Here is a 23,366-nt window from a genome sequence, read left to right on the forward strand (position 1 = left end):
TCACTCCAGGACGACGAGCACGTCGTCCATGTCCACGCTGTCGCCCTCCTCGACGAGGACCCGCGTGACGGTGCCGCCGCGCTCGGTGACGACGTCGTTCTCCATCTTCATCGCCTCGAGCACGCAGACCACGTCGCCGGCGGCGACCTCTTCGCCCTCCGCGACGTCGACCGAGAGGATCGTCCCCTGCATCTCCGCGGTGACCTGCTCGCCGTCGCCCTCGACGACGACCTCGCTCTCGTCGTCGCCGGTTGCCTCGTCGGGTCGCGAGCGGGTCCGACCGCCCCCGCCGGCGGCCGAACCGCCGTTCCCGACGGCGTCGAGGTCCGGTACGGGTGGTGCGCCCCGCTCTTCGAGATTGACCTCGAAGCGCTTCCCGTTGACCTCGACGGTGAACTCCCGCTCGGTCACGTCGTCGCTAGCATCGTCGTCGGCGTCGTCGCCGCTTCCGTCGCTCCCGTCTCCGTCGCTCCCCGCCGACGCGTCGGCCGAGCCCCACTTCTCGACCGCGCGGTCGATCCGCGTCCGGTCGAGTTCCTCGTCGAGGTACTTCGTGGAGTGTTCGCCCGCGCGGAACGCCTCGTCGGTCAGCATCAGCCGGTGGAAGGGAACGATGGTCGCGAGCCCCTCGATCTCGAACTCCGAGAGCGCCCGCTCCGAACGGGCGAGACACTCCGTCCGATCACCGGCGGCGACGATCAGTTTCGCGATCATCGAGTCGTAGTCGCCGCCGATCTCGTCGCCCTGCCGGACCGCGTCGTCGACGCGGACGCCGATCCCGCCCGGCGGATCGTACGTCTCTAAGGTCCCCGTCGCGGGCGCGAACTCGTCGGCGGCGTTCTCGGCGTTGATGCGGTACTCGATGGCGTGGCCGTCGATCTCGACGTCCTCCTGTGCGAAGTCCAGTTCCTCGCCGGCGGCGACCCGGAGCTGCCACTTCACGACGTCGATGCCGGTGACCTCCTCGGTGACAGTGTGTTCGACCTGGATCCGGGTGTTCACCTCCATGAAGTAGAACTCCCCGTCTTCGACGAGGAACTCGACCGTTCCGGCGTTCGTGTAGTCGGCCTCGCTGACGCCGCGGCGGGCCGCCTCGCCGATTCGCTCGCGGAGGTCGGCGTCGAGCGCCGGCGAGGGCGCCTCCTCGATGACCTTCTGGTGACGGCGCTGCAGCGAGCAGTCGCGCTCGCCGAGGTGCCGCACGTTCCCGTGTTCGTCCGCGAGGATCTGCACCTCGACGTGCCGCGGCGCTTCGAGGTACTTCTCGACGTACACGGAGGCGTTGTCGAAGTACGCCTCGCCCTCGCGCTGGGCCGTCTCCAACTGGGACTCGACCTCGTCCTCGGAGCGGACGACCTTCAGGCCGCGGCCGCCGCCGCCCCCCTCGGCCTTGATCGCGACCGGGTAGCCGTACTCGGCGGCGATCTCTTTCACTTCCCCGGCCGATTCGACCGGTTCGGTCGTTCCCGGGACCACCGGCACGTCCGCCTCCTGCATCAGCGCGCGCGCCTTGGTCTTCTCGCCGAGGCGCTCCATCGCGTCCGCGGAGGGGCCGATCCAGGTGAGTTCGCTCATCTCGACCTTGCGGGCGAACTCCGCGTTCTCCGCGAGGAAGCCGTAGCCCGGGTGGACGGCGTCGGCACCGGCCTTCCGCCCGGCCTCGATGACGGCCTCGTGGTCGAGATACGAGTCGGCCGCGCGCGCGGGACCGACGTTGTACGCCTCGTCGGCGAAGCGAACGTGACCCGCGTGCTTGTCGGCGTCGCTGTAGATCGCGACCGTGCGCACGCCCAGGTCGCGGCACGCCCGCATCACCCGGAGGGCGATCTCTCCGCGGTTGGCGACGAGAACCTTGTTGAACATTTGCCGAAACCTTCTGAAACGCGCCACCTCTATCTGTCGGTTCCCCACGAAGGGGTGTTCGACGATCGTCGATTTCTCGGGCCCCTTCGCCGTCGGTGCAACTGACCGTTCGTCCGTCCGATAGTTCGATCCGCGAATGGATTTGAACGTTCGTGAAATACGCCGCGAATCCAAACCGCCTTATGCGTGTGTCTCCCACGCCCATTAATGTCAGTACGTGTCGGCATCCTCGGCGCAACGGGCGCAGTGGGACAGCGATTCATCCAGCTCCTCGAAGACCACCCGACCTTCGAGCTCGCGGCGCTCACCGCGTCGGAGTCGAGCGCGGGCAAGTCGTACCGCGAGGCGGCGAAGTGGCGCGTGAACACGCCGATCCCCGACGACGTCGCGGAGATGACCGTCGGCGCGACCACGCCGGAAGACGTCCCCGACGACGTCGACCTGCTCTTCTCGTCGCTCCCCTCGGGCGTCGCGGCCGACGTCGAACCCGACTTCCTCGAGGCGGGCTACGTCGTCTCCTCGAACTCCTCGAACGACCGGATGGCCCCGGACGTGCCGCTGACGATTCCGGAGATCAACCCCGACCACCTCGACCTGATCGAGGTCCAGCGCGAGGAGCGCGGCTGGGACGGCGCCCTCGTCAAGAACCCGAACTGCTCGACGATCACGATGGTCCCGACGCTCGCGGCACTGGACCAGTTCGGCCTCGAAGCCGTGCAGGTCTCGACCCTGCAGGCCGTCTCGGGGGCGGGCTACTCCGGCGTCACCTCGATGGAGATCATCGACAACGCCATCCCCCACATCAGCGGCGAGGACGACAAGATGGAGACCGAATCGCGGAAGCTCCTCGGCGCGTTCGACGGCGCGGAGCTCGAACTCCACGGGATGGACGTTTCGGCCTCGTGTAACCGGATTCCGACCCTGGACGGCCACCTCGAGAACGTCTTCGCCGAGACCGCCGAGGACGTCTCCGTCGACGAGGCGGCCGCGGCGATGCGCGAGTACCCGAGCGTCGATCTCCCCTCCTCGCCCGAGCCGCTCATCCACGTCTTCGAGGACTTCGACCGGCCGCAACCCCGACTCGACCGCGAGCGCGGCGACGGGATGCAGATCTCCGCCGGCGGCCTGCAGGAGACGACGAACGGCGTGCAGTACAACTGCCTCGCGCACAACACGATCCGCGGCGCGGCCGGCGCGTCGCTCCTCAACGGCGAACTGCTCGTCGAAGAGGGCTGGGTCTAAGAACCCACCTTTTTCCAGCGGTGGGTTTCCTCGCTCACTGCGTTCGCTGCGGGAACCCACCGCGCAAAAACCTGTCTTGCTGAGCGAAGCGAAGCAAGGCTCGTGAGACGCGCAGCGTCTCACGGCGGATGAAAAAGCCCCCGGCTCGCGTTCGTCGCCGGCGTTACGGGCCGGCTTCCAGCGGAACCTCCGATTCTGCCGGCCCGCCTCGCGGGACTACTCCTCGGACGCGACAGCCGCTTGCGACGACCGTGAGCGCCTCACGTTGATCACGCTGTCCGGAGCTGTTCCGTTTTCTGAATCCGTCTCTTCTTCGACGCGCTCGCCGGTCCGCGACGGCGGCAGCACCGTACCACCCGAACATCTGACCCAGTATCTTTTCGTCCGTGGCGATCGAACCCCGCTAGCGCAATGACATCGTCACCGGCGATCGGCGACGAGGCACCGACGTTCACCGCGACGTACAAGGGCAGCGACCACGAGTCGTTCGACCTCGCCGACCACCTCGGCGACGGTCCCGTCGTGCTCGCGTTCTTCCCCGGTGCGTTCACTCCCCCGTGTTCCAACGAGATGGTGGCGCTGCAGGAGCACCACGACGACTTCGCGGCCGCGGGCGCGACGCTGCTCGGCGTGAGCGCCGACTCGGCGTTCTCGCTCGGCGCGTTCGCCGACGAGTACGACCTGGAGTTCGACCTCGTGAGCGATATGGCCGGCGACGCCATCGAGGCGTACGGCCTCAAGATGGACATCCCCGATCTGGGACTGTACGGCATCGCCAACCGCGCCGTGTTCGTCCTCGACGACGAGGGGATCGTCGCCTACAGCTGGGTCGCCGACGACCCGACGAACGAACCCGACTACGAGGAACTGCTCGGGGAAGTGCGGAAGCTCTGAGGATCGAACGGCCGCGGTCGGCTCTACAGTTCGAGTTCTGCGGCCGATTCCACGTCGAACCTGACGACCTCGGGCTCGCCCGCCAGCAGGTCGTCCAGGGCGGCCTCGAACTCCCGGAAGTGGTCGGTCTCCGTGTGAGACTCGAACGCCTCGGCGTCCTCGTACTGCTCGAAGAACCGGACGACGTTCTCGTCTCGGACGTCCGTCGCCGCCCGGTAGTCGATCATCCCCGCCTCCCGGTTCGACTGCTCGACGAGATCCCTCGCGAGGTCCAGCGCCTCGGAACGCTTCTCGGGTTTGATCGGGAAGGCCGCGTGGAGTACGATCATCAGTACGGGGGACACACGATGCCAGCAGCAAAAAGATCTGGCGGACGTCCGCGGCGATCCGCCTGACGCCTCCGACGTTCGGAGGCGGGTCCCGATTCGCTACTCCTTCGCGCCGGGGTTCGTCACCGCGCCGTTGGCGGCCGATCCAAAGTCGTTGCCGTACTTCGCGAGCACGCCGGAGGTGTAGGCCGGTTCGCGCGGCTCCCACTCCTCGCGTCGGGCGTCGAGCTCAGATTCCGAAAGGTCGACGGAGAGTTCGCGCTCGGGGATGTCGACGGTGATCTCGTCGCCGTCCTCGATCAGTCCGATCGCGCCGCCGACGGCGGCCTCGGGCGCGACGTGGCCGACCATCGGGCCGCGAGTCGCACCGGAGAAGCGGCCGTCGGTCAACAGGGCGACGTCGTCCTCGTGACCCTGGCCGACGACCGCGGCCGTGACGCCGAGCATCTCGCGCATCCCGGGCCCGCCCTGGGGGCCCTCGTTGCGGATGACGATGACGTCGCCGGATTCGATGTGGCCCTCCTGGACGTACTCCATCGCGTCCTCTTCGCCCTCGAAGACCCGTGCGGGACCCTGGTGGTGGAACTTGTCGTCGCCGGTCACCTTCAGCACCGCGCCGTCGGGCGCGAGGTTCCCGGTGAGGATCTTGATCGCCCCCTCCTCCTGGTAGGGCTCGTCGACGGTGTAGATGAAGTCGCCCCCGATCTCGTCGTCGTCGGGCAGGTCCAGTTCGTCGAGTTCCTCCTCGATCGTGCGCCCGGTGACGGTCATCGCGTCGCCGTGGAACAGCCCCGCATCGAGCAGGCGACGGATCACGACGGGAACGCCGCCCTCCTCGTGGAGGTCGTTCATCGTCTTCGTTCCGCCCGGCTGGAGGTTCGCGATCTTCGGCGTCTTTCGCGAAATCTCGTCGAACTCCTCGATCGAGAGGTCGATGTCGGCCTCGGCGGCGAGCGCGAGCAGGTGGAGCACGGCGTTGGTCGAGCCGCCGATCGCGACCTGCAGGGCGATGGCGTTCTCGAAGGACTTCTTCGAGAGGATATCGGAGGGACGGATGCCGTTCGCGACGGCGTTGAGGACGGCCTCGCCGGAGCGTCGCGCCACCTCGTAGCGCTCCGGGGCCTCTGCGGGGGCGTCGGCGGTCCCCAGCGGCGCCATCCCGAGCGCCTCCGCGATGGACGCCATCGTGTTCGCGGTGAACATCCCGCCGCAGGAGCCCGCGCCCGGGCAGGCGTGGCGTTCCAGGTCGTCGAGTTCGTCGGCGTCCATCTCGCCCTCGGCGTAGGTGCCGACGCCCTCGAAGACGTTCTGGATGGTGACGTCGCGGCCGTCGTGCTCGCCGGGCATGATCGACCCGCCGTAGAGGAACACCGAGGGCAGGTCCGTCCGGATCGAGGCCATCATCATCCCCGGGAGGTTCTTGTCGCAGCCGGCGACGGTGACGAGGGCGTCCATCCGCTCGCCGAAGGCGACGAGTTCGACGGAGTCGGCGATGACCTCCCGGGAGATCAGCGACGCCTTCATCCCCTCGGTGCCCATCGAGATGGCGTCGGAGATGGTGATCGTCCCGAACTCGATCGGCATCCCGCCGGCGTCCTCGATCCCCTCGATCGCGGCGTCGGCGACGTCGTCGAGGTGGACGTTACACGGGGTGATGTCCGCGGCGGGGTTGGCGACGCCGACCATCGGCGAGCCGAGGTCCTCGTCGTCGAATCCCATCGCGCGGAACATCGCGCGGTGGGGCGCTTTGTCCGGGCCCTCCGTGACGTCCGTGCTGGGGAGATCCGGATCCTTGCCTGTCGAGAACGGCTCCTCGTCCGCGCCGTCCTCGCGTTCGGGTTGTTCCTGCTTGCTCATACCCAAAGCGTGGTCGCAACGGCATTAAAAGGCCACGCATAACGTCTCTCGGTGACACGGAACGCGATCTTCGGCGTGGACCGGTTCACGTCTCGGGCCCCGGAGGGATTCCCTCGGGCCGATCAGACGGTCCGAGAAGTCGGGTCGGCGCCGACGAACGTTTATATACGAAGGCGGGGCCAACGGCGGTGTGATCTGACAGTCACTCCGCGTCGGGCCGCGGTTGCTCGACACGTCGACGCGGAGACGGGGGCGACCCCCAGCGTGTGTCGACTGTTCGCCAGCGGTTTCCGCCCCGCGGCTCACTCCTCCGGGCGCGTCGCCAACCCCGCGAGATGCGGCGCTTCGGGAACGATGATCTCCTCGCTGCCGAGTCGGGCGGCGTTCTCGCTGCCGGGCAGGCAGAACACGGGGACGCCCTGGACCGTCCCCGCCGTCGCCCGCGTTCCCACCACGCGGGTCCCGATCTCGTCCTCGGAGTAGCGGCGGAACAGCTCGCCGAACCCCGGCAGTTCCTTTCCGAAGAGGCCGCTGACCGCCTCGATGGTCACGTCGTCGGGGGTGACGCCCGTCCCGCCGGTCGTGACGACCGCGTCGACGTCGTCGCGGTCGACGAGTCGGTCGACCGCCGACTGGAGCGCGTCGAAGTCGTCGCCGACGACCTCCCTGAGGGCGACCTCGTGCCCGGCGGACTCGAACGCCGCCGCGACGGCGTCGCCCGCGGGGTCGTCCTCGAGCGTCCGCGACGTCGAGACGGTCACGACAGCGGCACCGAGGGAACTGACGTCGTGAGCGTGGTGGTCGTGGCCGTCGTGGTCGTCGTGGTCGTGAGCGTGGCCGTCGTGGTCGTCGTGGTCGTGAGCGTGGCCGTCGTGGTCGTCGTGGTCGTGAGCGTGGCCGTCGTGGTCGTCGTGGTCGTGAGCGTGGCCGTCGTGGTCGTCGTGGTCGTGAGCGTGGCCGTCGTGGTCGTGACCGTGGTTTCCGTGGGTATGATCGTGAGAACCGCGGTCGGGACTGTCCGATCCGCTGTGACCGTGATCGGCCGTCTCCTCGTGGTCGTGAGAGCCGTGTCCGTGATCGCCTTCCCCGTCGTCGCTGTCGTGGTGGTCCGCATTCATACCCGAACGCGGGGGCTCCATCGCCAAAGGTATCCCTCATCCCGATCGGGGAGTGTGAACTACTGACACACGAGGAGCGAAAGCGCTTCGACGGACTCCAGCGGCGCGGATGAAAAGGAGACGAGAAGACGGGGCGTCTCGATCAGTTGTCGCCGGACTTCGACTGCCACTCGTAGTCACGACGCTTCGCCGACTTGCCGAAGCCGCACGAGGAGCAGACCTTCTTTTTTACGTGGTAGGACTTCTCGCCGCAGCGGCGGCACTTGACGTGCGTCGTCTTGTTCTTCTTTCCTTGACTGGGGGTTCCTGCGCCCGTCATGTTTGTATCGTCACGACGTTGTCGCCGCGTATAATCGTTGTGTCTTCGACCGCTGTGACCTCCAGTTCGCCGACTGCGACGTCCTCGACGTCCACCGGTGGCTCAAGGACGGCGTTCATGTGTTGGTCGTAGCCGGCGAGCGTGCCGTAGTATGCGGTGCCGTCCTTCAACGTGACCGTGACGGCGTCTTCGAGTGCGGCTTCGAGGACGTCGAGGGGTCGTCCGCTCATACCCCAAGCGCCGCCCGTTTCGGTATTAAATGTGCCGGACATACTGCGGGACCGACCGCGCCGTCGCGTGTCGGTCTGTGGCCCCGACACGGAACTCTCGACCACCGCCGTTCGGTTCGGCTCTCGCCGTTCGAATTTCGCACCCCGCGCTCACGGGTCGTCCGCGAGCGGCAGGTGCAGCGAGACGACGCTCCCTCCGTCGTCTCGGTGGCGTGCGGAGATCTCCCCACCGAGCCGTCGGACGACGAACCGCACGAGCCAGAGCCCCAGCCCGCTGCCGTGCCGCAGGGGCGTCTCCCCGTCGACGTGAAGCGCGGAGAGTTCGTGTGTGGGTATCCCCGGACCGTTGTCGGCGACGCGGACGGCGAGCCATCCCGGTCGAGTGCCGCGCGCTATCGTCACCGAGACGGGGATTCGTCCCCCGTCCTCTGCCGACTCGCCGGCGTGCTTGATGCCGTTCTCACAGAGTTCGACGAGCGCGACGTGGAGTCGTTCGGAGATGCGACACTCCGGGTCGACGTCGATCCGGACGTCGACGCGACCCTCCGGCCACTCCCGTTCGACCGTCTGCTGCACGGAAGTGACGATGTCTCTCACCGTCGCGGTCTCGACCGCCGCGTCGTCGAACAGCCGTTCGATGTCGCGCACCGTCTCGGCGAGCCCCAGCCACCGGTCGGCGACGCGGTCGATCACCTCCGCCGCTTCGACGACTTCCTCGTCTTGGTGTTCGGTGAGGGTGCTGGCGTGGCCGCGGAGGATGTTCAAGTCGTTCCGCACGTTGTGGCGCATCAGCCGATTCAGCACCTCGGCCTGCCACTCCCGACGCTGTTGGCGCGTCACGTCGACGTGGAAGACGACGTGTCCGTCGCCGTCCGACCGCGGGAGGGCCTCCGCGATCGTCTGCACCAGATGCCCCTCCGCGTCGACGAGCGCGAAGAGGCAGTCGGAGTCGGGCTCGCCGTCCCCGGCACCGGCCACGGGCAGTCGAAACGGCCGTCGGTCACCGACCCGCGGCCCGACCGCGACGGAGCGGTCGCCCTCTACCGGCGCGCTCGGCTGTCGGTCGCGCCCCGGTGTCTCGACCGATCCGCCGTCCGACTCCGCGCGTCTGTCGGCGCGACACTCGCCGGCCGAATCCTTCGCCTCGGTGTCCGGCGGAATCGAATCACCGCGGTAAACGCCCCGGAGCGGACGACCGCAGAGTTCGCTGCGGGTCCGACCGAGTCGACGGGCGAATCGGTCGTTGCAGTCGTCTATGATCTGCGTGCCCGAGTCGTCGACCGTCGTGAGTACAGTCAGAACTGGGAGATGCTCGAAGAGCCCCACTCCCCCGTCAAAGCCGGGTCCGTCCGATCGTTTCTGACTCACGACTCACCCGGCGATCGGCCACCGCCGATAGTCAACGTTTCCCACCGAGTATCGGATTCGATAACTACCCGTCTTCGATAGCTGCCTGTGGCGCTGCTCGGACGTCGCGTCGACCCGGATAGTTTTTAGTCCCCGGTCGAGAAGCACCCAGTACCAGAACTCCCGCGGGCAAGTGCTCCGGATCGACCGGAGCACGCGGGACCGACGACCGACGCGCTGTAAGACGCCGGGGCCGATCGGTCCCGAGACGCGTCGCCCCCCGACGGGGCGGCCGGCCCAGACGACGGGACGTTTGAGTGAGCACCCTCGCCACGACAGACGGGCGACGCCCGTACCGGTGGCTTTCGATGCTCGGATCCAACAATGGAAATCGAAATTGCGACAATCGGCGGTTACGAAGAGGTCGGTCGACAGATGACGGCCGTTCGCGCGGGCGACGACGTCGTCATCTTCGACATGGGCCTGAACCTCAGTCAGGTCCTCATCCACGACAACGTGGAGACCGAAAAGATGCACAGTCTCGACTTGATCGACATGGGCGCGATCCCGGACGACCGGGTGATGTCCGACCTCGAGGGCGACGTGCAGGCCATCGTGCCGACGCACGGCCACCTCGACCACATCGGCGCGATATCGAAACTCGCCCACCGGTACGACGCGCCCATCGTCGCGGCGCCGTTCACGATCGAGTTGACGAAGCAACAGGTCGAAGACGAGACGAAGTTCAGCGGGAGCTTCGACAACGACTTCGTGAAGATGGAGGCCGGCGAGACGATGTCGATCGGCGACTCCGGCAACGTCGAGATGGAGTTCGTCCACGTGACGCACTCGATCATCGACGCGATCAACCCGGTGCTGCACACTCCCGAGGGCGCGATCGTCTACGGCCTCGACAAGCGGATGGACCACTCGCCGGTGCTGGAAGACCCGATCGACATGGAGCGCTTCCGCGAGATCGGCCGCGAGGGCAACGGCGTCCTCTGTTACATCGAGGACTGTACGAACGCGGGACGGAAGGGCCGGACGCCCTCGGAATCCCACGCGCGTAACCACCTCGAGGACACGATCCGTTCGATCGAGGACTACGACGGCGGGATCGTCGCCACGACGTTCTCCTCGCACGTCTCTCGGGTCTCCTCGATCGTCGAGTTCGCGAAGGATATCGGCCGTCAGCCCGTCCTGCTCGGCCGCTCGATGGAGAAGTACTCCGGCACCGCAGAGCGACTCGGCTTCGTCGACTTCCCCGACGACGTCGGGATGTACGGCCACCGCAAGTCCGTCGACCGGACGTTCAAGCGGATCATGAAGGAGGGCAAGGAGAACTTCCTGCCCGTCGTCACGGGCCACCAGGGCGAGCCGCGGGCGATGCTCACCCGGATGGGTCGCGGCGAGACGCCCTACGAGATCGAGGACGGCGACAAGGTCATCTTCTCGGCGCGGGTCATCCCCGAGCCGACGAACGAGGGCCAGCGCTACCAGTCCGAGCGCCTCCTGCGGATGCAGGGCGCGCGGATCTACGACGAGATCCACGTCTCCGGGCACCTGCGCGAGGAGGGTCACTACCAGATGATCGACGCGCTCCAGCCGCAGCACATCATCCCCGCCCACCAGGACCTCGAAGGCTTCTCGCCGTACGTCGACCTCGCGGAGTCGCAGGGGTACCAGATGGGCCGCGACCTGCACGTCACGCGGAACGGGAATATGATCCAGCTGGTGGAGTGAGATGAGTTCGGACGCGGCGGAGAAGCGGGTGCTCGAGGCCATCGCGGAGCGGCGCGAACTCGTCAACGACGCGCTCGACGAGGACGTGCCGATGCAGTCGCCCGAGCGGCTCTACGAGGCCACCCGCTACCTGCTGAAGGCCGGCGGCAAGCGGCTCCGTCCGACCGTCGCGCTCCTGACCGCGGAGGCGCTGGCGGACGTCGAACCGCTGTCGGTCGACTACCACGCGTTCCCGGCGCTCGACGGTTCGGAGATCGACGTGATGTCGGCCGCGACGAGCATCGAGGTCATCCAGTCGTTCACGCTGATCCACGACGACATCATGGACGACGACGACCTCCGTCGCGGCGTGCCGGCCGTCCACAAGGAGTACGACACCGAGACCGCGATCCTCGCGGGCGATACGCTGTACGCGAAGGCCTTCGAGTTGCTCTCGGAGACGGGCGCGGATCCCGCGAACGGCCTGGAGGCCGTCCGACGGCTCGCGACGACCTGCACGCAGATCTGCGAGGGTCAGGCGCTCGACATCGAGTTCGAGAAGCGGACCGAGGTGCTCCCCGAGGAGTACCTCGAAATGATCGAACTGAAGACCGCGGTCCTCTACGGGACCGCGGCGGCGACGGCGGCGACCCTGATGGACGCCGACGAGGAGACGGTGGCGGCGCTCTACCGCTACGGCATCGACTCCGGACGGGCGTTCCAGATCCAGGACGACGTCCTCGATCTGACCGTCCCTTCCGAAAAGCTGGGCAAACAGCGCGGCTCCGATCTCGTCGAGAACAAGGAGACGCTCATCACGCTGCACGCGCGCCAGCAGGGCGTCGACGTCGACTCTCTCGTCGAGACCGACGACGTCGACTCCGTCTCGGAGGCGGAGATCGAGGCGGCGGTCGCCGAACTCGAAGCCGCGGGCTCGATCGAGTACGCCGAGGCGAAGGCCGAGGAACTCACCGCGAACGCGAAGGACCACCTCGAGGTCCTCCCGGAGAACGAGGCGCGCGCGCTCTTGGGCGACATCGCGGACTACCTGATCACGCGCGGGTACTGAGGTCGCCGGGACGGTTCACCTCGCCCGGGACCCGCCTTCGCGCACCCCCAATCCGACCCCCTTTTTACCGGGGAGGACGCACCGACGCGTAATGGACGACGAGTTACGCGAACGCGTCGAGCGCGAGGCCGAGAAGCACGCGCTGCTCAACGCGGTCAAGTACGAGAGCGACGCCGACGTCGGGGCCGTGATGGGGCCGCTGATGGGCGAGAACCCCGACTTCCGCCCCCACGGCGACGAGATCCCGGGCGTCGTCGGCGGCGTGGTCGCCCGCGTCAACGACCTCTCGACAGAGGCGAAGCGCGATCGGCTCGAAGACCTCGCGCCCGAGGAACTCGCCGAGATCGAGGCCGAGGACGAGGGAGACGAACACGACCTCCCGGACCTGCCGAACGTCGGCGACTACGACGAGGTGCGGATGCGCGCCGCGCCGAACCCCAACGGCCCCTGGCACATCGGCCACGCGCGGATGCCCGCGGTCATCGGCACGTACAAGGAGCGCTACGACGGGTCGTTCGTCGTCCGCTTCGACGACACCGACCCCGAGACGAAGCGGCCGGACCTGGAGGCCTACGACGCGATCTTAGAGGACATCGACTACCTCGGCTTCGAGCCGGACGAGGTCATCGTCGCCTCCGATCGCCTGGAGACCTACTACGAGCACGCCCGCGAGCTGATCGACGCCGGCGGCGCCTACACCTGCTCGTGTTCGGGCGAGACCTTTTCGGATCTAAAGAACAGCGGCGAGGCGTGTCCGCACCGCGAGAAGGCCGCTGAGACCGTGCGCGAGGAGTTCGAGGCGATGGTCGACGGCGCGTACGAATCGGGCGAGATGGTCCTCCGCGTCAGGACCGACATCGAGCACAAGAACCCCGCGCTACGGGACTGGGTCGCCTTCCGGATGATCGACACGCCGCACCCGCGCGAGGAGGCCTCGGAGTATCGCTGCTGGCCGATGCTCGACTTCCAGTCGGGCGTCGACGACCACCTCACGGGCGTCACGCACATCATCCGCGGCATCGACCTCCAGGACTCCGCGAAGCGCCAGCGGTTCGTCTACGACTACTTCGACTGGGAGTACCCGGAAGTGATCCACTGGGGGCACGTCCAGGTCGACGCCTACGACGTGAAACTCTCGACGTCGACGCTGAAGGCGAAGATCGAGGCGGGCGAACTCGACGGCTGGGACGACCCGCGGGCGCCCACCCTCAAGAGCCTCCGGCGGCGCGGCATCCGCGGCGAGGCCGTCGTGGACGCGCTGATCGGCCTCGGGACGTCGACCTCGAACGTCGACCTCTCGATGAGTTCGATCTACGCGGCGAACCGAGAACTCGTCGACGACGACGCCGAGCGGTACTTCCTCGTCCGCGACGGCGAGCGCTTCGACGTCGAGGGCGGTCCCGACGCCGGCCACCCGCCGCTCCACCCGGACCACGAGGAGCGCGGCGAGCGGACGGTCCCCGCGACCGGCGGCGTCGTCCTCGAACCCGAAGACGTCCCCGCCGCGGGCGAGCGCGTCTGGCTGAAGGGCTACGCGTGCGTCCGGCGGGAGGCGCGCGGGGATGCGACCGGCGACGGCGACGCGGACGCGCTCGTCGCGACCGGCGACGACATCGACGTGGTCCGCGACGGCGACGTCGACGTCGTCCACTGGGCGCCCGCCGAGGACAATATCGACGTCCGAATGCGGACGCCCGACGGCGACGTGACCGGCGTCGCCGAGCCCGACTTCGCCGAGACGGCGGTCGACGACGTCGTCCAGTTCGAGCGGATCGGCTTCGCGCGCGTCGACGACCACGCTCCCGAGGAGTCGGTCACCTACTGGACGCACCCGTGAGTCGCCGCCGACTGGCGCACCTGCGGCCGTCCTCGCGCGAGCGCGATCACGGGGTGATCGGGAGCGCCTCGACTTCCGTGACGGTTGCGCCGAATTAAATCCGATTCAACCCCGGCTAATCCGGACGAAACCCGTGAAAACGGGGCGAAAACCCGGTTCAGCGACTCGACGCTTTAGGTCGGTTCACGGTCACGGTGAGGATGCAGATCACCGATGAACCGAACGAAGCTACTCGCTGTCGCGCTCGCTGCACTCATCGTGGCGACGGGCGCGGCGGCGGCGACACCGGGAAGCACAGCCACGGGAGACGACGGCGCTGCGGCGAGCGCCGCGGACGCGTCCGAGCGGGCGGGATCGGGCGCCGCCGCGCAGGCCGGGCCGCCGGGTGACCTCCCGGGCGCCGTTCCGGACTTCGTCTCGGATGTCCACGAGCGCATAAACCAGTTCCTCGACGGGTCGCTGGACGCGCTCGGTCCGGCGGTGAGCGACGTGGCCGGTAACGGCGATGACGCCGGCGACGACGACACGGCCGGCGACGGCGACACGGCCACCGACGGTGAGAGCTGAACGGCGCACGGGAGCCGCAGTTTCGAGAACAGCGAACCCCGCTGACACCGGTACTCCTATCCGGGGTCCGTCCTCACCGACGAACAACACGAGGTCGTCGGCAGTGGCGTCCCAAACACGCGTCCGCCGAGAACGGCGGCCACTTCGAACACACGAACACACCGACAACACCCACGTATGAACGGAACACCAATCGTCGTGCTCGCGCTCCTCGTCGCGGTCGTCGCGGGGGCCGTCGTCGTCGGCGGCGACGTCCTGCCCGGCGGCGACGAGGCGGAGAGCGGAGAGTTCCCGACGGCGACGTCGACGCCGCAGGAAACGGCACAGGGCAGCGCGGACAGCGAATCGACCGGAACGGCTTCGGACGGAGCCGAGACGCCGACTCCCCCGTTCGGGTTCGTCATCGAGAACATCGAGGAGTGCGGGACGACCTGCCGGGACGTCACCACGACGCTGACCAACCAGCAGGACGCGACCGCCGAGGACATCACGGTCTACAGTCGGATCGTCGCCGGGCAGGGAACCGACGGCGAGGAGGTCTGGCGCGGCGAGGAGCCCGTGGGCACGCTCGAAGCGGGCGAGTCGTACACGACGACTCGACAGGTCGAACTGTCGTACTCCGAGGCGTACGCCGTGCGCCAGGAGGACGGCTGGATCACGATCCAGACGACCGTCGAGACGGCCGATCGGAAGGTCACGTTCACCGAGCAGCGACAGGTGCTCTGACCCGTCGAGACCGGGCTCGCTGCACTCGCGGAGCCCCCGATCCGGAACGTCCTTACCCGCCCGCGCCGAACCGCGCGGTATGACGCTGCAAGTTCGGGAGATCTCCGAGCTCTCGCCCGACGAGCGGGCGGCCTTCTTCGATCGCGACGCGGGAATAAGCGAGGTCCGCGCCGACGTCGAGGAGATCGTCGGCCGGGTTCGGACCGAGGGCGACGTCGCCGTCAGGGAGTTCTGCCGCGAGTTCGACGGCGTCGAGGTCGGAAACCTCGACGTGTCCGACGCCGCAGAGCGCGCCTACGACGAGGTCGACGACGACGTGCGCGAGGCGATCGAGACGGCGGCGGCGAACGTCCGTCAGTTCCACGAGCGACAGGTCCCCGAGGACTGGCGGGAGTCGTTCGTCACTGGTGACGGTGACGGGGATGACGGCGGTGACGCGGACGGGGACGCCGAATCCGGCCTGCGCGAACTCGGGCGTCGCTTCCGGCCGCTCGAACGCGTCGGCGTCTACGCGCCGGGCGGGACGGCCGCGTACCCCTCCAGCGTCCTGATGGGCGTCGTCCCCGCGAAGGTCGCCGGCGTCGAGCACGTCGCGCTCGCGACGCCGCCCGCCGAGGAGCTGAACCCCGTCACGCTGGCGGCCGCGCACGTCGCGGGCGCGGACGCGGTCTACAGCGTCGGCGGCGCGCAGGCGATCGGCGCGCTGGCGTACGGTACCGAGACCGTGACCGCCGTCCAGAAGGTCGTCGGGCCCGGAAACAGGTGGGTCACGGCGGCGAAGGCCGAGGTGCGCGGCGACGTCGACATCGACTTCCTCGCCGGCCCCTCGGAGGTCCTGGTGCTCGCGGACGCGACGGCCGGTCCCGAACTGATCGCCGCCGACCTCCTCGCGCAGGCCGAACACGACCCGAACTCCTCGGTCGTGGCCGTCACCGACGACGAGGCCCTCGCCGAGGACGTCGTCGCCGCCGTCGAGGCCCAGGCGGGCGAGCGCGAGCGCGAGGACGTCATCCGGGAGGCCCTCGACAACGACGCCTCGGGCGTCCTCTCCGCGCGCTCGATGTCGGAGGCGGTCCTGTTCGCCGAGGAGTACGCCGCCGAACACCTCTCGATCCAGGCCGACGACGACGAGGCGCTGCTCGATCGGATCACCAACGCGGGGAGCGTGTTCCTGGGCCCGTACACGCCCGTCGCAGCGGGCGATTACGCCTCCGGGACGAACCACGTGCTTCCAACCTCCGGCGGGGCGAAGCGGTACGGCGGGCTCTCGGTGGACACCTTCCTCCGGTCGACGACCGTCCAGCGCCTCGACCGGGAGGGCCTCGGCGCGCTCTCGGAGACCGTGACGACGCTCGCGGACGCGGAGGGACTGGAGGCCCACGCCGAGAGCGTTCGCGCCAGGTTCGACTCGCGGTCCGGATCGGCTCCGTCGACCCGCTCGGACGCCGACGACGGCGGGGACAGCGCGTGATCGCGGGATGACGGCCGGCGCGCGTCGCCCGCCCACGTTCGCCGACGCCTGCGAGGCCGTGCTCGCGGACCCGTCGGCGGACCACTCGGAGGACACGACGCTCGCCCCGGTTCGGATCCGGTCGGTCCCCGACGGGTGGGCCGAGCGCCGCGAACGGCTCGTCGCCTCCCGGCTGCCGGCGGACGTCGACCGGATCCTCGAACTCGGCAGCGGCCTTGGCGGACTCCTCCGGCGCTTGGGCGAGCGGTACGAGGCTATCGGCGTGGACGATCGACGCGCGCACCTCCGGTTTTCGCAGGCGCGCGGCGCGACTGCGGTCCAGGGAGCGCCGACGCGACCGCCGGTCAGGGCGGTCTTCGATGCGGTCTGTACCGTCGAGGAGGCGGTCGGACGCGCCTCCGCCGTCGACCTCTGCGTGGCGGCCGTCCGGTCGCTCCGCCCCGGTGGGATCGCCGTCGTCGCCGCCCCGACGGACCCGGCCGCGGTGGCCGAACCCGGGGTGGCCACCTACAGCGGACCGCGGTACCGGCTCGAACGGGCCGTCGACGTCGTCTCCGAGGGAAGCCCGGCATCCTATCGGACGCGGTCCGGCGCCGCCGGCGACGAACTCGTCGTCGACTACCGAATCACCGACAGACAGACCGGAGACAGCGCGGTGGTGACGGACCGTCGGACCGTCCGGACGACGACGGCCGACGGGCTCACGGGCGCGTTCCGGACCGCCGGCTTCGAGGACGTGCTGGTGTCCGGCGAGAGCGACCTGCCGGGGCTCGTCGTCGGTCGCGGGGTGCGGCCGGTCGAGACGGGCGTTCCGACGGCCGAGTTGGACGGGTGAGGCGGGGCTGGTCGATCTGACCGATCGGGGCGCTACCGCTTCTATTCCGTGCGCCCCTCTCGGCCATCCGGATGTCCCGAGATTCGGTCGACCCGAAGCTTCAAGCGATCCGTGAGCCGATTGATACTATGGTCGAGGACTTCCCGTCGAGACTCCGCGGTCGCGAACCGGTCGCCGGCTGTTGGCTCTCGATCGGACATCCGGCGAGCGCCGAACTCCTCGCCGGAGTCGGATTCGACTTCGCCGTCCTCGACGGCGAACACACGGAGATGACACTCGGGGCGCTGGCGACGGTGCTCCGGGCCGTCGAGGCCGCGGGCACCGACACCGTCCCGATCGTTCGAGTGGCGTCGAACGACCCCATCGAAGTGAAGCGGGTGCTCGATCTGGGTCCCGCGGGCGTGATGGTGCCGGCCGTCGAGACCGCCGCGGAGGCCGAACGGGCCGTCGACGCCTGTACCTACCGCCCCCACGGACGGCGCGGCGTGGCGGGGTACCGCGCCGCCGACTACGGCGCGAACCTCCAGTCGTACGTCGAGTCCGCGAGCGAGGAGATCCTCACGATCGTCCAAGTGGAGTCCGCGGCGGGTGTGGAGAACGTCGCGGATATCGCCGCCGTCGACGGCGTCGACGCCCTGTTTATCGGGCCCGCGGACCTCTCGGCGTCCCTGGGCGCGTTCGGCGAGTACGACAGCGAACCGGTGCGGAGCGCCGTCGATCGGATCGTGAGCGCGGCCGACGCCGAGAACCGTCCGGTCGGAACGCTCGCGACGAGTAGAGACGAGGTCGCAGCGCGGGACGAGTGGGGCGTCGACTTCCTGGCGATGGGGCCCGATCTGGCGTTCCTCGCCGAGAGCGCGAGCGGCTACCTGACCGAGTACCGCGACCGACACGAGTGAACCGCGGGCGGTCGGGTCGTCGGGTGTCCGTCGTCGCTTCCTCGTCGCCGTTCTGTCGTCGCCGTCGCCTCCGAGGGTCCGTCACTCCTCGCGGATGGTCAGGACCGGTACCGACGACAGCCTGACGACCCGCTCGGTCGTGCTCCCGAGGAGGTACCGGTCGATGCCGCGTCGGCCGTGCGTCCCCATCACGATCACGTCGGCGTCGACCAGGTCCGCGTAGTCGAGGATGGTTTCGACGGGCCCGCCGGTCTCGATGGCGTCGACGACGTCCACGGCGGGATCGAGCCGTTCGGTCGCCTCTTCGAGGATCCGCTCGCCCTCCCCTTCGAGCGCGTCGACGACTTCGCCGCCGAGCGTCGTGACGCTGTCGCGGTTGCTGTCGGCGACGTAGAGGAGGTGGACCGTCGCGTCGTGCGCCCGCGCGAGCGAGACCGCGTGGTCGATGGCCGCGTCGGCCTGCTCGCTGCCGTCCGTCGGAACGAGTATCGTGTCGTACACACGGGTCAGTTCTGGAGGCGGCGATATATATCCCGCGCCGCGTCTGTCCCGACCATCGGTTCCGGGTCGCCGGCGGCGGAGGTTTCCTCGCCGTCCTCCGCCGGCGAACGTAACCGGTTCCCGTAACCCCGTGCGTCAGGATTAACACCTTGCGAACGTTATCTCTCCGCATATGAGTACCGAGACCGCAGACGGAGGCGGCGACGACGACACCGCCGTGACCGTCACACAGGACGCCGCGGCGGAGGCGATTCGGCTCATCGAGTCGGAGGGGCTCGACACCGACGAGGCGGGACTCCGGTTGTTCGTCCAACAGGGCGGCTGTGCGGGCCTCTCCTACGGGATGCGGTTCGATCACGAACCCGAACCCGACGACGCGGTCGTCGAACAGCACGGCCTCCGGGTGTTCGTCGACCCGGCGAGTCAGAACTACGTCGGCGGGTCGACGCTCCGCTACGAGGGCGGCCTCCAGGGCGCGGGGTTCCACGTCGAGAACCCCAACGTCGTCAGCGAGTGCGGCTGCGGCGAGTCCTTCCGAACGTGAACCCTTTCTCCGTGGGGGCACGTCTCCGGGTATGGCCGTAGAACTCGACGCCGTCGAGACGCCCGACGGCGAGACGGTGTACGTCGACCGATCCGAAGCCGAACGCGGCGCGAAGGGCCCGTTCTTCGTCGCGTACGCGACGACCGACCGATCGGAGCGGTGGGGCTTCTTCTGTGCGAACTGCGAGTCCACCGACAACGCGATGGACACGATGGGACGGATCGAGTGCAACGTCTGCGGCAACATCCGAAAGCCCGACGAGTGGGACGCCGCCCACGAGTGACTCGCCCCGCTGTCGCTCGCGGGAAGTCGAATGCGCCGATTGTCCCTCTCCGGTTCCAACTGCGGGCCGATCGCTTCGGAGACCGCAGTCCCGTTCGGACAGGCGACTTTCGAGGGAGGCACGTCTATATCCGAGTCCGTGGTACGCTGAGATATGATGGACCGAGCAGACGGGGGGTCCCCCGACGCACTTGCCCCGGACGACGCGTTCACGCTGGTCGGTAACGAGACGAGAATCGGCATTCTCCGAGCATTGTGGACGGTTTACGATCCCTACGCGACCGACAATGCCGTTTCGTTCTCTGAACTCGTCGACCGGGTCGGGGCCGAAGACACGGGGAATTTCAACTACCACCTGGGAAAGTTGACGGGCCATTTCGTTCGCCGGACCGACACCGGCTACGAGCTGACCGCTCCCGGATTCAAGATCGTCCGGGCGGTTATCGCCGGCGGGGTCACCAGGAATCCGGTAGTCGAGTCGACCCTCGTGGGCGTGACCTGTGATCGGTGCGGGAGTACGGTGGAGATAACCTACGAAGACGGGACCGTATGGGCGCGGTGCAGCACGTGTGAGGGATACTGGCCACAGCGGGGTGGCGAGATCTTCGGGTTCAGCCTCCCCCCGGAGGGCCTTCGCGGTCGTTCCCCCGAGGAGATTTTCGACGCCACCATCGGCTACTCCATCCGTCGGTTCGAAACGATGATCGACGGGATTTGTCCCGAGTGTGGTGGCTCCGTCGACACGTCGCTCGCAGTCTGCGAAGATCACGACGACGCCGGAATCTGTGAGGCCTGCGGATCGCGGTTCCTGGGCATCCTCACGTGCGTTTGCGTTTCCTGCAAGTTCGCCTGGCGGTGTCCCAGTTACGCGTGGGTGAGCAACCATCCGGCGCTCGTCTCCTTCTACTACCGTCACGGTGTCGAACACGCTCCCAGCACCTGGGCCGCGATCAAACGGGGCTTGGGGTGGCGAGAGGAGCGCATCTCGACGGACTCACCCTCCCTCCGACTGACTGTGGAACACGACGGAGAGCGGCTCCGCTTCGTGATCGATCACGTCGGAGCGGTCACCGAGGTTGACGCGTAACCGTCTCATCGACTACCAACGTGTCAACCGGTCACTCGGCGTGGACGTTACTCCGACTGTGAACGGTACTGTTTAGTTAGAAGTGAAACCGGCGAGATCGCTGTGGTGAAGACTTCGGAAGCCCCCTCACTCTCGACTCGATGGGCTCGCTGTGGTCCTCGGCACTCGCGGGGCTCGTGCCTGCGGTCCTTGCATCGCCCGTCTTCGCCGAGAGCGCGGCCCCTTCCATTCCCACCCGAGAGCGGTTTTACGGCTGCAATCGCTTAACTAAACACCACCCTGTGAACAACACGAAAAATGATGCTGTATACCTTACAGTAATTGATTGCTGATCACGGTTATGCCGCCGCGCGGCGGACTATCTAGCGTGATGGCAGACGACTACCACTCGACTGCGGCCAACGGATCGCACGCCCCGCTCGTAACGCGCGCGGCGGGTTCGCTCACGAGGACTACCGGTGACGACTCCGAAACGCGGTTCGCCTCGAACGTCCGTCACTCCACCGCCGTCGGTGGTCACGAGATCGCGCCCAGTGGGCCTGTACAGGACCGTCAGGAGTCCCGACTGGAAGGAGGGTCCCGATGACCCTGGCGACGATTCCGCGGTACGACCGATCCGGGGTCGGCGTGATCGGTGACCACGCGGTGGTGGTCGGCGCGAGTATGGCCGGGCTGTTGACCGCACGCGTCCTGGCCGATGCGTTCGCCACCGTCACAGTCGTCGATCGCGACCGGCTACCCACAGAGCCCGTGGCACGCCGAGGCGTGCCGCAGTCGCTCCACCCGCACGCCCTGTTGGAGGCCGGGCGCGCGACAATCGAGGATCTCCTTCCGGGGTGTTTCGAGGACGTGATTTCGGCTGGGGGTGTGATCACCGATTTCGCGGGCGACGTTCGGTTCTACAGCGGGGGCGGCTTCCTCGCGCCGGGGCCGACCCGGCTAGAGACCGTTTCGGTCAGTCGGCCGGTCTTCGAACACGTCGTTCGACAACACGTATCCGACATCGGCACCGTCGACGTCCGGTCGAACTGCCACTGTGCCGACTATCTGCTCGACAGTTCGGGAACGGCCGTCGAAGGCGTCCGAATCCGGCAGGGCGGACGCCGTCGGGAACTCCGCGCCGACATCGTCGTTGACGCCACCGGCCGCGCGAGCCGGACTCCAGGGTGGCTCGAGAATCACGGCTATCCGTCGCCAGTCGTCGACGAGGTGAAGATCGATATGGCCTACAGCACCACCTTCGTCCGGCGACCGCCCGGCGATCGTCGGACCTATCTCGTCCCCCCGAGTTCACCCCGGACTCGCGGTGGGATGGCCGCGCCCGTCGAAGGCGATCGCTGGATCGTGAATCTGCAGGGCGTCCACGGCGAGAGGCCCCCGACCGACCGCGAGGGGTTTGTCGAATACGCGGCGAGCCTCCCGGTACCGGAACTGAAACAGCTGCTCGAAGACCACTCGTGGGCGGACACCGAGATCGAGCACTATCCCTTCCCCTCCAACCGACGGCACCACTACGAGCGTCTCGGCCGGTTCCCCGACGGATTGCTCGTCGTCGGGGACGCGATCGCCAGTTTCAATCCGGTGTACGCACAGGGAATGTCGGTGGCGGCGCTCGAGGCGCTGATACTCCATCACAGTCTCGCAGACGGTCTCGAAGACCTCGCGTCGCGGTTCTTCGAGCGCACGGCGTCGACCGTCGACGCGGCCTGGAATTTGGCGGTCGGTGCCGATTTCGAGTTCGCCCAGACGGAGGGACCGAAACCTCGCGGAACGGCCTTCTTCAACTGGTATCTGGGTCGGTTACTCCGCGGTGCACACGCCGACGGCGTCCTGACAGACGCCTTCGTTCGAGTACTGATGATGGAACGACCCCCCAGCACGCTGTTGCGCCCGACCATTCTCCGGCGGGTTCTCACTCCTCGGCGGCGTCTCGATCGATCGGAGTCAAGCGAGCTGAATCCCCGGCAGGATCAGCCCTCATCGGTGGGCGCACGCTGATTTCGGACGGAAATCGATATGTTCTGATCACCGGCGTGTTGACCTATTGCATCCGCTTCCAGCCGAGGGCTACGCGACGAACCTCCCGCAGCCGATCCCTCGGATCCCAACTGTCGTAATCGCGTTCGCGTTCGATCCCACCGTGTGGTAACCGGTGGCAAGATTTATGCTACCGGCTGGCGAAGGATCAGGTACATGCCCCCTGTCAGCATGCCTCCCTCGGAGGACGCCCGGGCGATCTTCAGTCGGCTGGGCTACAGTGTCTCGGGCGACGGACCGGACTTCGTCGCCGAGCGAAAGTGGCGCACGGTCCGCGTCACGGCGCTTTCGGACGGCGAAGACCTCAACGGACGCCGCGTTCTCGCGGACGGCGGCGAACCGTCGGACACGTATCGATTCCGATGCTTCGTCGCGCCCAAAGAGGCGACAGGGGACGTACAGAACCGCCTCGCGAGCGTCGATCCCGCCTACGAGTGGGCCGTGATCGGCGTCGACGACGACGGGGAGTACGACGTCCACCTCCCGGACGCCAGCTGAGGCGAGCGCTCTCGTCTCGGCGCTCGTTCGCCGTCGCGCGACGTTCCGCCGACAGCGACGAGGCCGTCGCCGACGGCCCCGTCCGCGTGCGC

Annotated in this window: 23 protein-coding genes; 15 read left to right on the forward strand and 8 right to left on the reverse strand. The window is 68.0% G+C overall.

The window, feature by feature from the left end; translation table 11 throughout:
• Complete coding sequence (locus DV707_RS05165) at positions 1–1,863, reverse strand: acetyl-CoA carboxylase biotin carboxylase subunit (RefSeq protein WP_103990288.1); 1,863 nt, start codon at positions 1,861–1,863, stop codon at positions 1–3.
• Positions 1,864–2,070: 207 nt separating this feature from the next.
• Here DV707_RS05165 and asd point away from each other — a divergent pair, with 207 nt between their 5' ends.
• Together asd and DV707_RS05175 are read left to right on the forward strand one after the other, a co-directional pair.
• The gene (gene asd, locus DV707_RS05170; RefSeq protein WP_103990287.1) at positions 2,071–3,105 is read left to right on the forward strand and encodes an aspartate-semialdehyde dehydrogenase; all 1,035 of its coding nucleotides are present in this window, start codon (positions 2,071–2,073) and stop codon (positions 3,103–3,105) included.
• Between the two features lie 411 nt (positions 3,106–3,516).
• Positions 3,517–3,999 (forward strand): redoxin domain-containing protein, encoded by a 483-nt coding sequence (locus DV707_RS05175; protein ID WP_103990286.1) that lies wholly within the window; start codon positions 3,517–3,519, stop codon positions 3,997–3,999.
• A gap of 23 nt (positions 4,000–4,022) precedes the next feature.
• Here the strand turns inward: DV707_RS05175 and DV707_RS05180 are convergent, their stop codons facing one another.
• The 6 genes from DV707_RS05180 to DV707_RS05205 form a co-directional block, all read right to left on the reverse strand.
• Positions 4,023–4,328 (reverse strand): putative quinol monooxygenase, encoded by a 306-nt coding sequence (locus tag DV707_RS05180; protein ID WP_103990285.1) that lies wholly within the window; start codon positions 4,326–4,328, stop codon positions 4,023–4,025.
• Positions 4,329–4,427: 99 nt separating this feature from the next.
• Complete coding sequence (gene ilvD / locus DV707_RS05185; protein ID WP_103990284.1) at positions 4,428–6,185, reverse strand: dihydroxy-acid dehydratase; 1,758 nt, start codon at positions 6,183–6,185, stop codon at positions 4,428–4,430.
• Between the two features lie 302 nt (positions 6,186–6,487).
• Positions 6,488–7,303 carry a MogA/MoaB family molybdenum cofactor biosynthesis protein gene (locus tag DV707_RS05190; RefSeq protein WP_136361795.1) on the reverse strand — a complete coding sequence of 272 codons (816 nt, stop codon included), beginning with the start codon at positions 7,301–7,303 and terminating at the stop codon, positions 6,488–6,490.
• A 142-nt stretch (positions 7,304–7,445) separates the two neighbouring features.
• Positions 7,446–7,622, reverse strand: a complete 177-nt coding sequence (locus DV707_RS05195; protein ID WP_103990282.1) for a 50S ribosomal protein L37e — start codon at positions 7,620–7,622, stop codon at positions 7,446–7,448.
• The gene (locus DV707_RS05200) at positions 7,619–7,852 is read right to left on the reverse strand and encodes an LSM domain-containing protein (protein ID WP_103990281.1); all 234 of its coding nucleotides are present in this window, start codon (positions 7,850–7,852) and stop codon (positions 7,619–7,621) included. Before DV707_RS05200 ends, DV707_RS05195 begins: the two co-directional genes overlap by 4 nt.
• A 150-nt stretch (positions 7,853–8,002) precedes the next feature.
• Positions 8,003–9,220 (reverse strand): sensor histidine kinase, encoded by a 1,218-nt coding sequence (locus DV707_RS05205; protein WP_136361796.1) that lies wholly within the window; start codon positions 9,218–9,220, stop codon positions 8,003–8,005.
• A 363-nt stretch (positions 9,221–9,583) separates the two neighbouring features.
• Here DV707_RS05205 and DV707_RS05210 point away from each other — a divergent pair, with 363 nt between their 5' ends.
• The 8 genes from DV707_RS05210 (at position 9,584) to DV707_RS05245 (ending at position 18,325) form a co-directional block, all read left to right on the forward strand.
• Positions 9,584–10,942, forward strand: a complete 1,359-nt coding sequence (locus DV707_RS05210) for a ribonuclease J (RefSeq protein ID WP_103990279.1) — start codon at positions 9,584–9,586, stop codon at positions 10,940–10,942.
• Between the two features lies 1 nt (position 10,943).
• Positions 10,944–11,990, forward strand: a complete 1,047-nt coding sequence (gene idsA3, locus DV707_RS05215; RefSeq protein ID WP_103990278.1) for a geranylfarnesyl diphosphate synthase — start codon at positions 10,944–10,946, stop codon at positions 11,988–11,990.
• Between the two features lie 91 nt (positions 11,991–12,081).
• On the forward strand, positions 12,082–13,827 hold the full coding sequence (locus tag DV707_RS05220; RefSeq protein ID WP_103990277.1) for a glutamate--tRNA ligase: 1,746 nt from the start codon (positions 12,082–12,084) through the stop codon (positions 13,825–13,827).
• Positions 13,828–14,040: 213 nt separating this feature from the next.
• Entirely contained in the window at positions 14,041–14,394 is a 354-nt protein-coding gene (locus tag DV707_RS05225; RefSeq protein WP_103990276.1) for a hypothetical protein, read from the forward strand.
• 177 nt (positions 14,395–14,571) lie between these two features.
• The gene (locus DV707_RS05230; RefSeq protein ID WP_103990275.1) at positions 14,572–15,120 is read left to right on the forward strand and encodes a hypothetical protein; all 549 of its coding nucleotides are present in this window, start codon (positions 14,572–14,574) and stop codon (positions 15,118–15,120) included.
• Positions 15,121–15,199: 79 nt separating this feature from the next.
• The gene (hisD, locus tag DV707_RS05235) at positions 15,200–16,591 is read left to right on the forward strand and encodes a histidinol dehydrogenase (RefSeq protein WP_103990274.1); all 1,392 of its coding nucleotides are present in this window, start codon (positions 15,200–15,202) and stop codon (positions 16,589–16,591) included.
• Positions 16,592–16,598: 7 nt separating this feature from the next.
• On the forward strand, positions 16,599–17,426 hold the full coding sequence (locus tag DV707_RS05240) for a class I SAM-dependent methyltransferase (protein WP_103990273.1): 828 nt from the start codon (positions 16,599–16,601) through the stop codon (positions 17,424–17,426).
• 128 nt (positions 17,427–17,554) lie between these two features.
• The gene (locus DV707_RS05245; RefSeq protein WP_103990272.1) at positions 17,555–18,325 is read left to right on the forward strand and encodes an HpcH/HpaI aldolase family protein; all 771 of its coding nucleotides are present in this window, start codon (positions 17,555–17,557) and stop codon (positions 18,323–18,325) included.
• An 81-nt stretch (positions 18,326–18,406) separates the two neighbouring features.
• Here DV707_RS05245 and DV707_RS05250 read toward each other — a convergent pair whose 3' ends face one another.
• Positions 18,407–18,826, reverse strand: a complete 420-nt coding sequence (locus DV707_RS05250; protein WP_103990271.1) for a universal stress protein — start codon at positions 18,824–18,826, stop codon at positions 18,407–18,409.
• Positions 18,827–18,998: 172 nt separating this feature from the next.
• On the opposite strand from DV707_RS05250, the gene DV707_RS05255 reads away from it, so the two are divergent.
• The 5 genes from DV707_RS05255 (at position 18,999) to DV707_RS05275 (ending at position 23,274) form a co-directional block, all read left to right on the forward strand.
• Positions 18,999–19,370 carry a HesB/IscA family protein gene (locus DV707_RS05255; protein ID WP_103990270.1) on the forward strand — a complete coding sequence of 124 codons (372 nt, stop codon included), beginning with the start codon at positions 18,999–19,001 and terminating at the stop codon, positions 19,368–19,370.
• Positions 19,371–19,401: 31 nt separating this feature from the next.
• Positions 19,402–19,653, forward strand: a complete 252-nt coding sequence (locus DV707_RS05260; protein ID WP_103990269.1) for a DUF5816 domain-containing protein — start codon at positions 19,402–19,404, stop codon at positions 19,651–19,653.
• A 153-nt stretch (positions 19,654–19,806) separates the two neighbouring features.
• Positions 19,807–20,739, forward strand: coding sequence for a winged helix-turn-helix domain-containing protein (locus DV707_RS05265; RefSeq protein WP_103990268.1), 933 nt, complete (start codon positions 19,807–19,809; stop codon positions 20,737–20,739).
• 582 nt (positions 20,740–21,321) lie between these two features.
• Complete coding sequence (locus DV707_RS05270; RefSeq protein ID WP_200820838.1) at positions 21,322–22,737, forward strand: FAD-dependent oxidoreductase; 1,416 nt, start codon at positions 21,322–21,324, stop codon at positions 22,735–22,737.
• A 195-nt stretch (positions 22,738–22,932) separates the two neighbouring features.
• On the forward strand, positions 22,933–23,274 hold the full coding sequence (locus DV707_RS05275; RefSeq protein ID WP_103990267.1) for a DUF7116 family protein: 342 nt from the start codon (positions 22,933–22,935) through the stop codon (positions 23,272–23,274).
• The last annotated feature ends 92 nt before the right edge of the window (positions 23,275–23,366 follow it).

The organism is Halobellus limi (assembly GCF_004799685.1).
In the GTDB taxonomy this organism is placed as follows: domain Archaea; phylum Halobacteriota; class Halobacteria; order Halobacteriales; family Haloferacaceae; genus Haloquadratum; species Haloquadratum limi.

Bases quoted from the DNA above. Each gene is read 5' to 3' on its own strand.
- idsA3 (WP_103990278.1), top strand. From the start codon at position 10,944: ATGAGTTCGGACGCGGCGGAGAAGCGGGTGCTCGAGGCCATCGCGGAG.
- DV707_RS05175 (WP_103990286.1), top strand. From the start codon at position 3,517: ATGACATCGTCACCGGCGATCGGCGACGAGGCACCGACGTTCACCGCG.
- DV707_RS05270 (WP_200820838.1), top strand. From the start codon at position 21,322: ATGACCCTGGCGACGATTCCGCGGTACGACCGATCCGGGGTCGGCGTG.
- DV707_RS05240 (WP_103990273.1), top strand. From the start codon at position 16,599: ATGACGGCCGGCGCGCGTCGCCCGCCCACGTTCGCCGACGCCTGCGAG.
- DV707_RS05265 (WP_103990268.1), top strand. From the start codon at position 19,807: ATGATGGACCGAGCAGACGGGGGGTCCCCCGACGCACTTGCCCCGGAC.
- DV707_RS05200 (WP_103990281.1), bottom strand. From the start codon at position 7,852: ATGAGCGGACGACCCCTCGACGTCCTCGAAGCCGCACTCGAAGACGCC.
- DV707_RS05165 (WP_103990288.1), bottom strand. From the start codon at position 1,863: ATGTTCAACAAGGTTCTCGTCGCCAACCGCGGAGAGATCGCCCTCCGG.
- DV707_RS05180 (WP_103990285.1), bottom strand. From the start codon at position 4,328: ATGATCGTACTCCACGCGGCCTTCCCGATCAAACCCGAGAAGCGTTCC.
- DV707_RS05195 (WP_103990282.1), bottom strand. From the start codon at position 7,622: ATGACGGGCGCAGGAACCCCCAGTCAAGGAAAGAAGAACAAGACGACG.
- DV707_RS05245 (WP_103990272.1), top strand. From the start codon at position 17,555: ATGGTCGAGGACTTCCCGTCGAGACTCCGCGGTCGCGAACCGGTCGCC.
- hisD (WP_103990274.1), top strand. From the start codon at position 15,200: ATGACGCTGCAAGTTCGGGAGATCTCCGAGCTCTCGCCCGACGAGCGG.
- asd (WP_103990287.1), top strand. From the start codon at position 2,071: ATGTCAGTACGTGTCGGCATCCTCGGCGCAACGGGCGCAGTGGGACAG.
- DV707_RS05275 (WP_103990267.1), top strand. From the start codon at position 22,933: ATGCCCCCTGTCAGCATGCCTCCCTCGGAGGACGCCCGGGCGATCTTC.
- DV707_RS05230 (WP_103990275.1), top strand. From the start codon at position 14,572: ATGAACGGAACACCAATCGTCGTGCTCGCGCTCCTCGTCGCGGTCGTC.
- ilvD (WP_103990284.1), bottom strand. From the start codon at position 6,185: ATGAGCAAGCAGGAACAACCCGAACGCGAGGACGGCGCGGACGAGGAG.
- DV707_RS05210 (WP_103990279.1), top strand. From the start codon at position 9,584: ATGGAAATCGAAATTGCGACAATCGGCGGTTACGAAGAGGTCGGTCGA.
- DV707_RS05225 (WP_103990276.1), top strand. From the start codon at position 14,041: ATGAACCGAACGAAGCTACTCGCTGTCGCGCTCGCTGCACTCATCGTG.
- DV707_RS05220 (WP_103990277.1), top strand. From the start codon at position 12,082: ATGGACGACGAGTTACGCGAACGCGTCGAGCGCGAGGCCGAGAAGCAC.
- DV707_RS05260 (WP_103990269.1), top strand. From the start codon at position 19,402: ATGGCCGTAGAACTCGACGCCGTCGAGACGCCCGACGGCGAGACGGTG.
- DV707_RS05190 (WP_136361795.1), bottom strand. From the start codon at position 7,303: ATGAATGCGGACCACCACGACAGCGACGACGGGGAAGGCGATCACGGA.
- DV707_RS05255 (WP_103990270.1), top strand. From the start codon at position 18,999: ATGAGTACCGAGACCGCAGACGGAGGCGGCGACGACGACACCGCCGTG.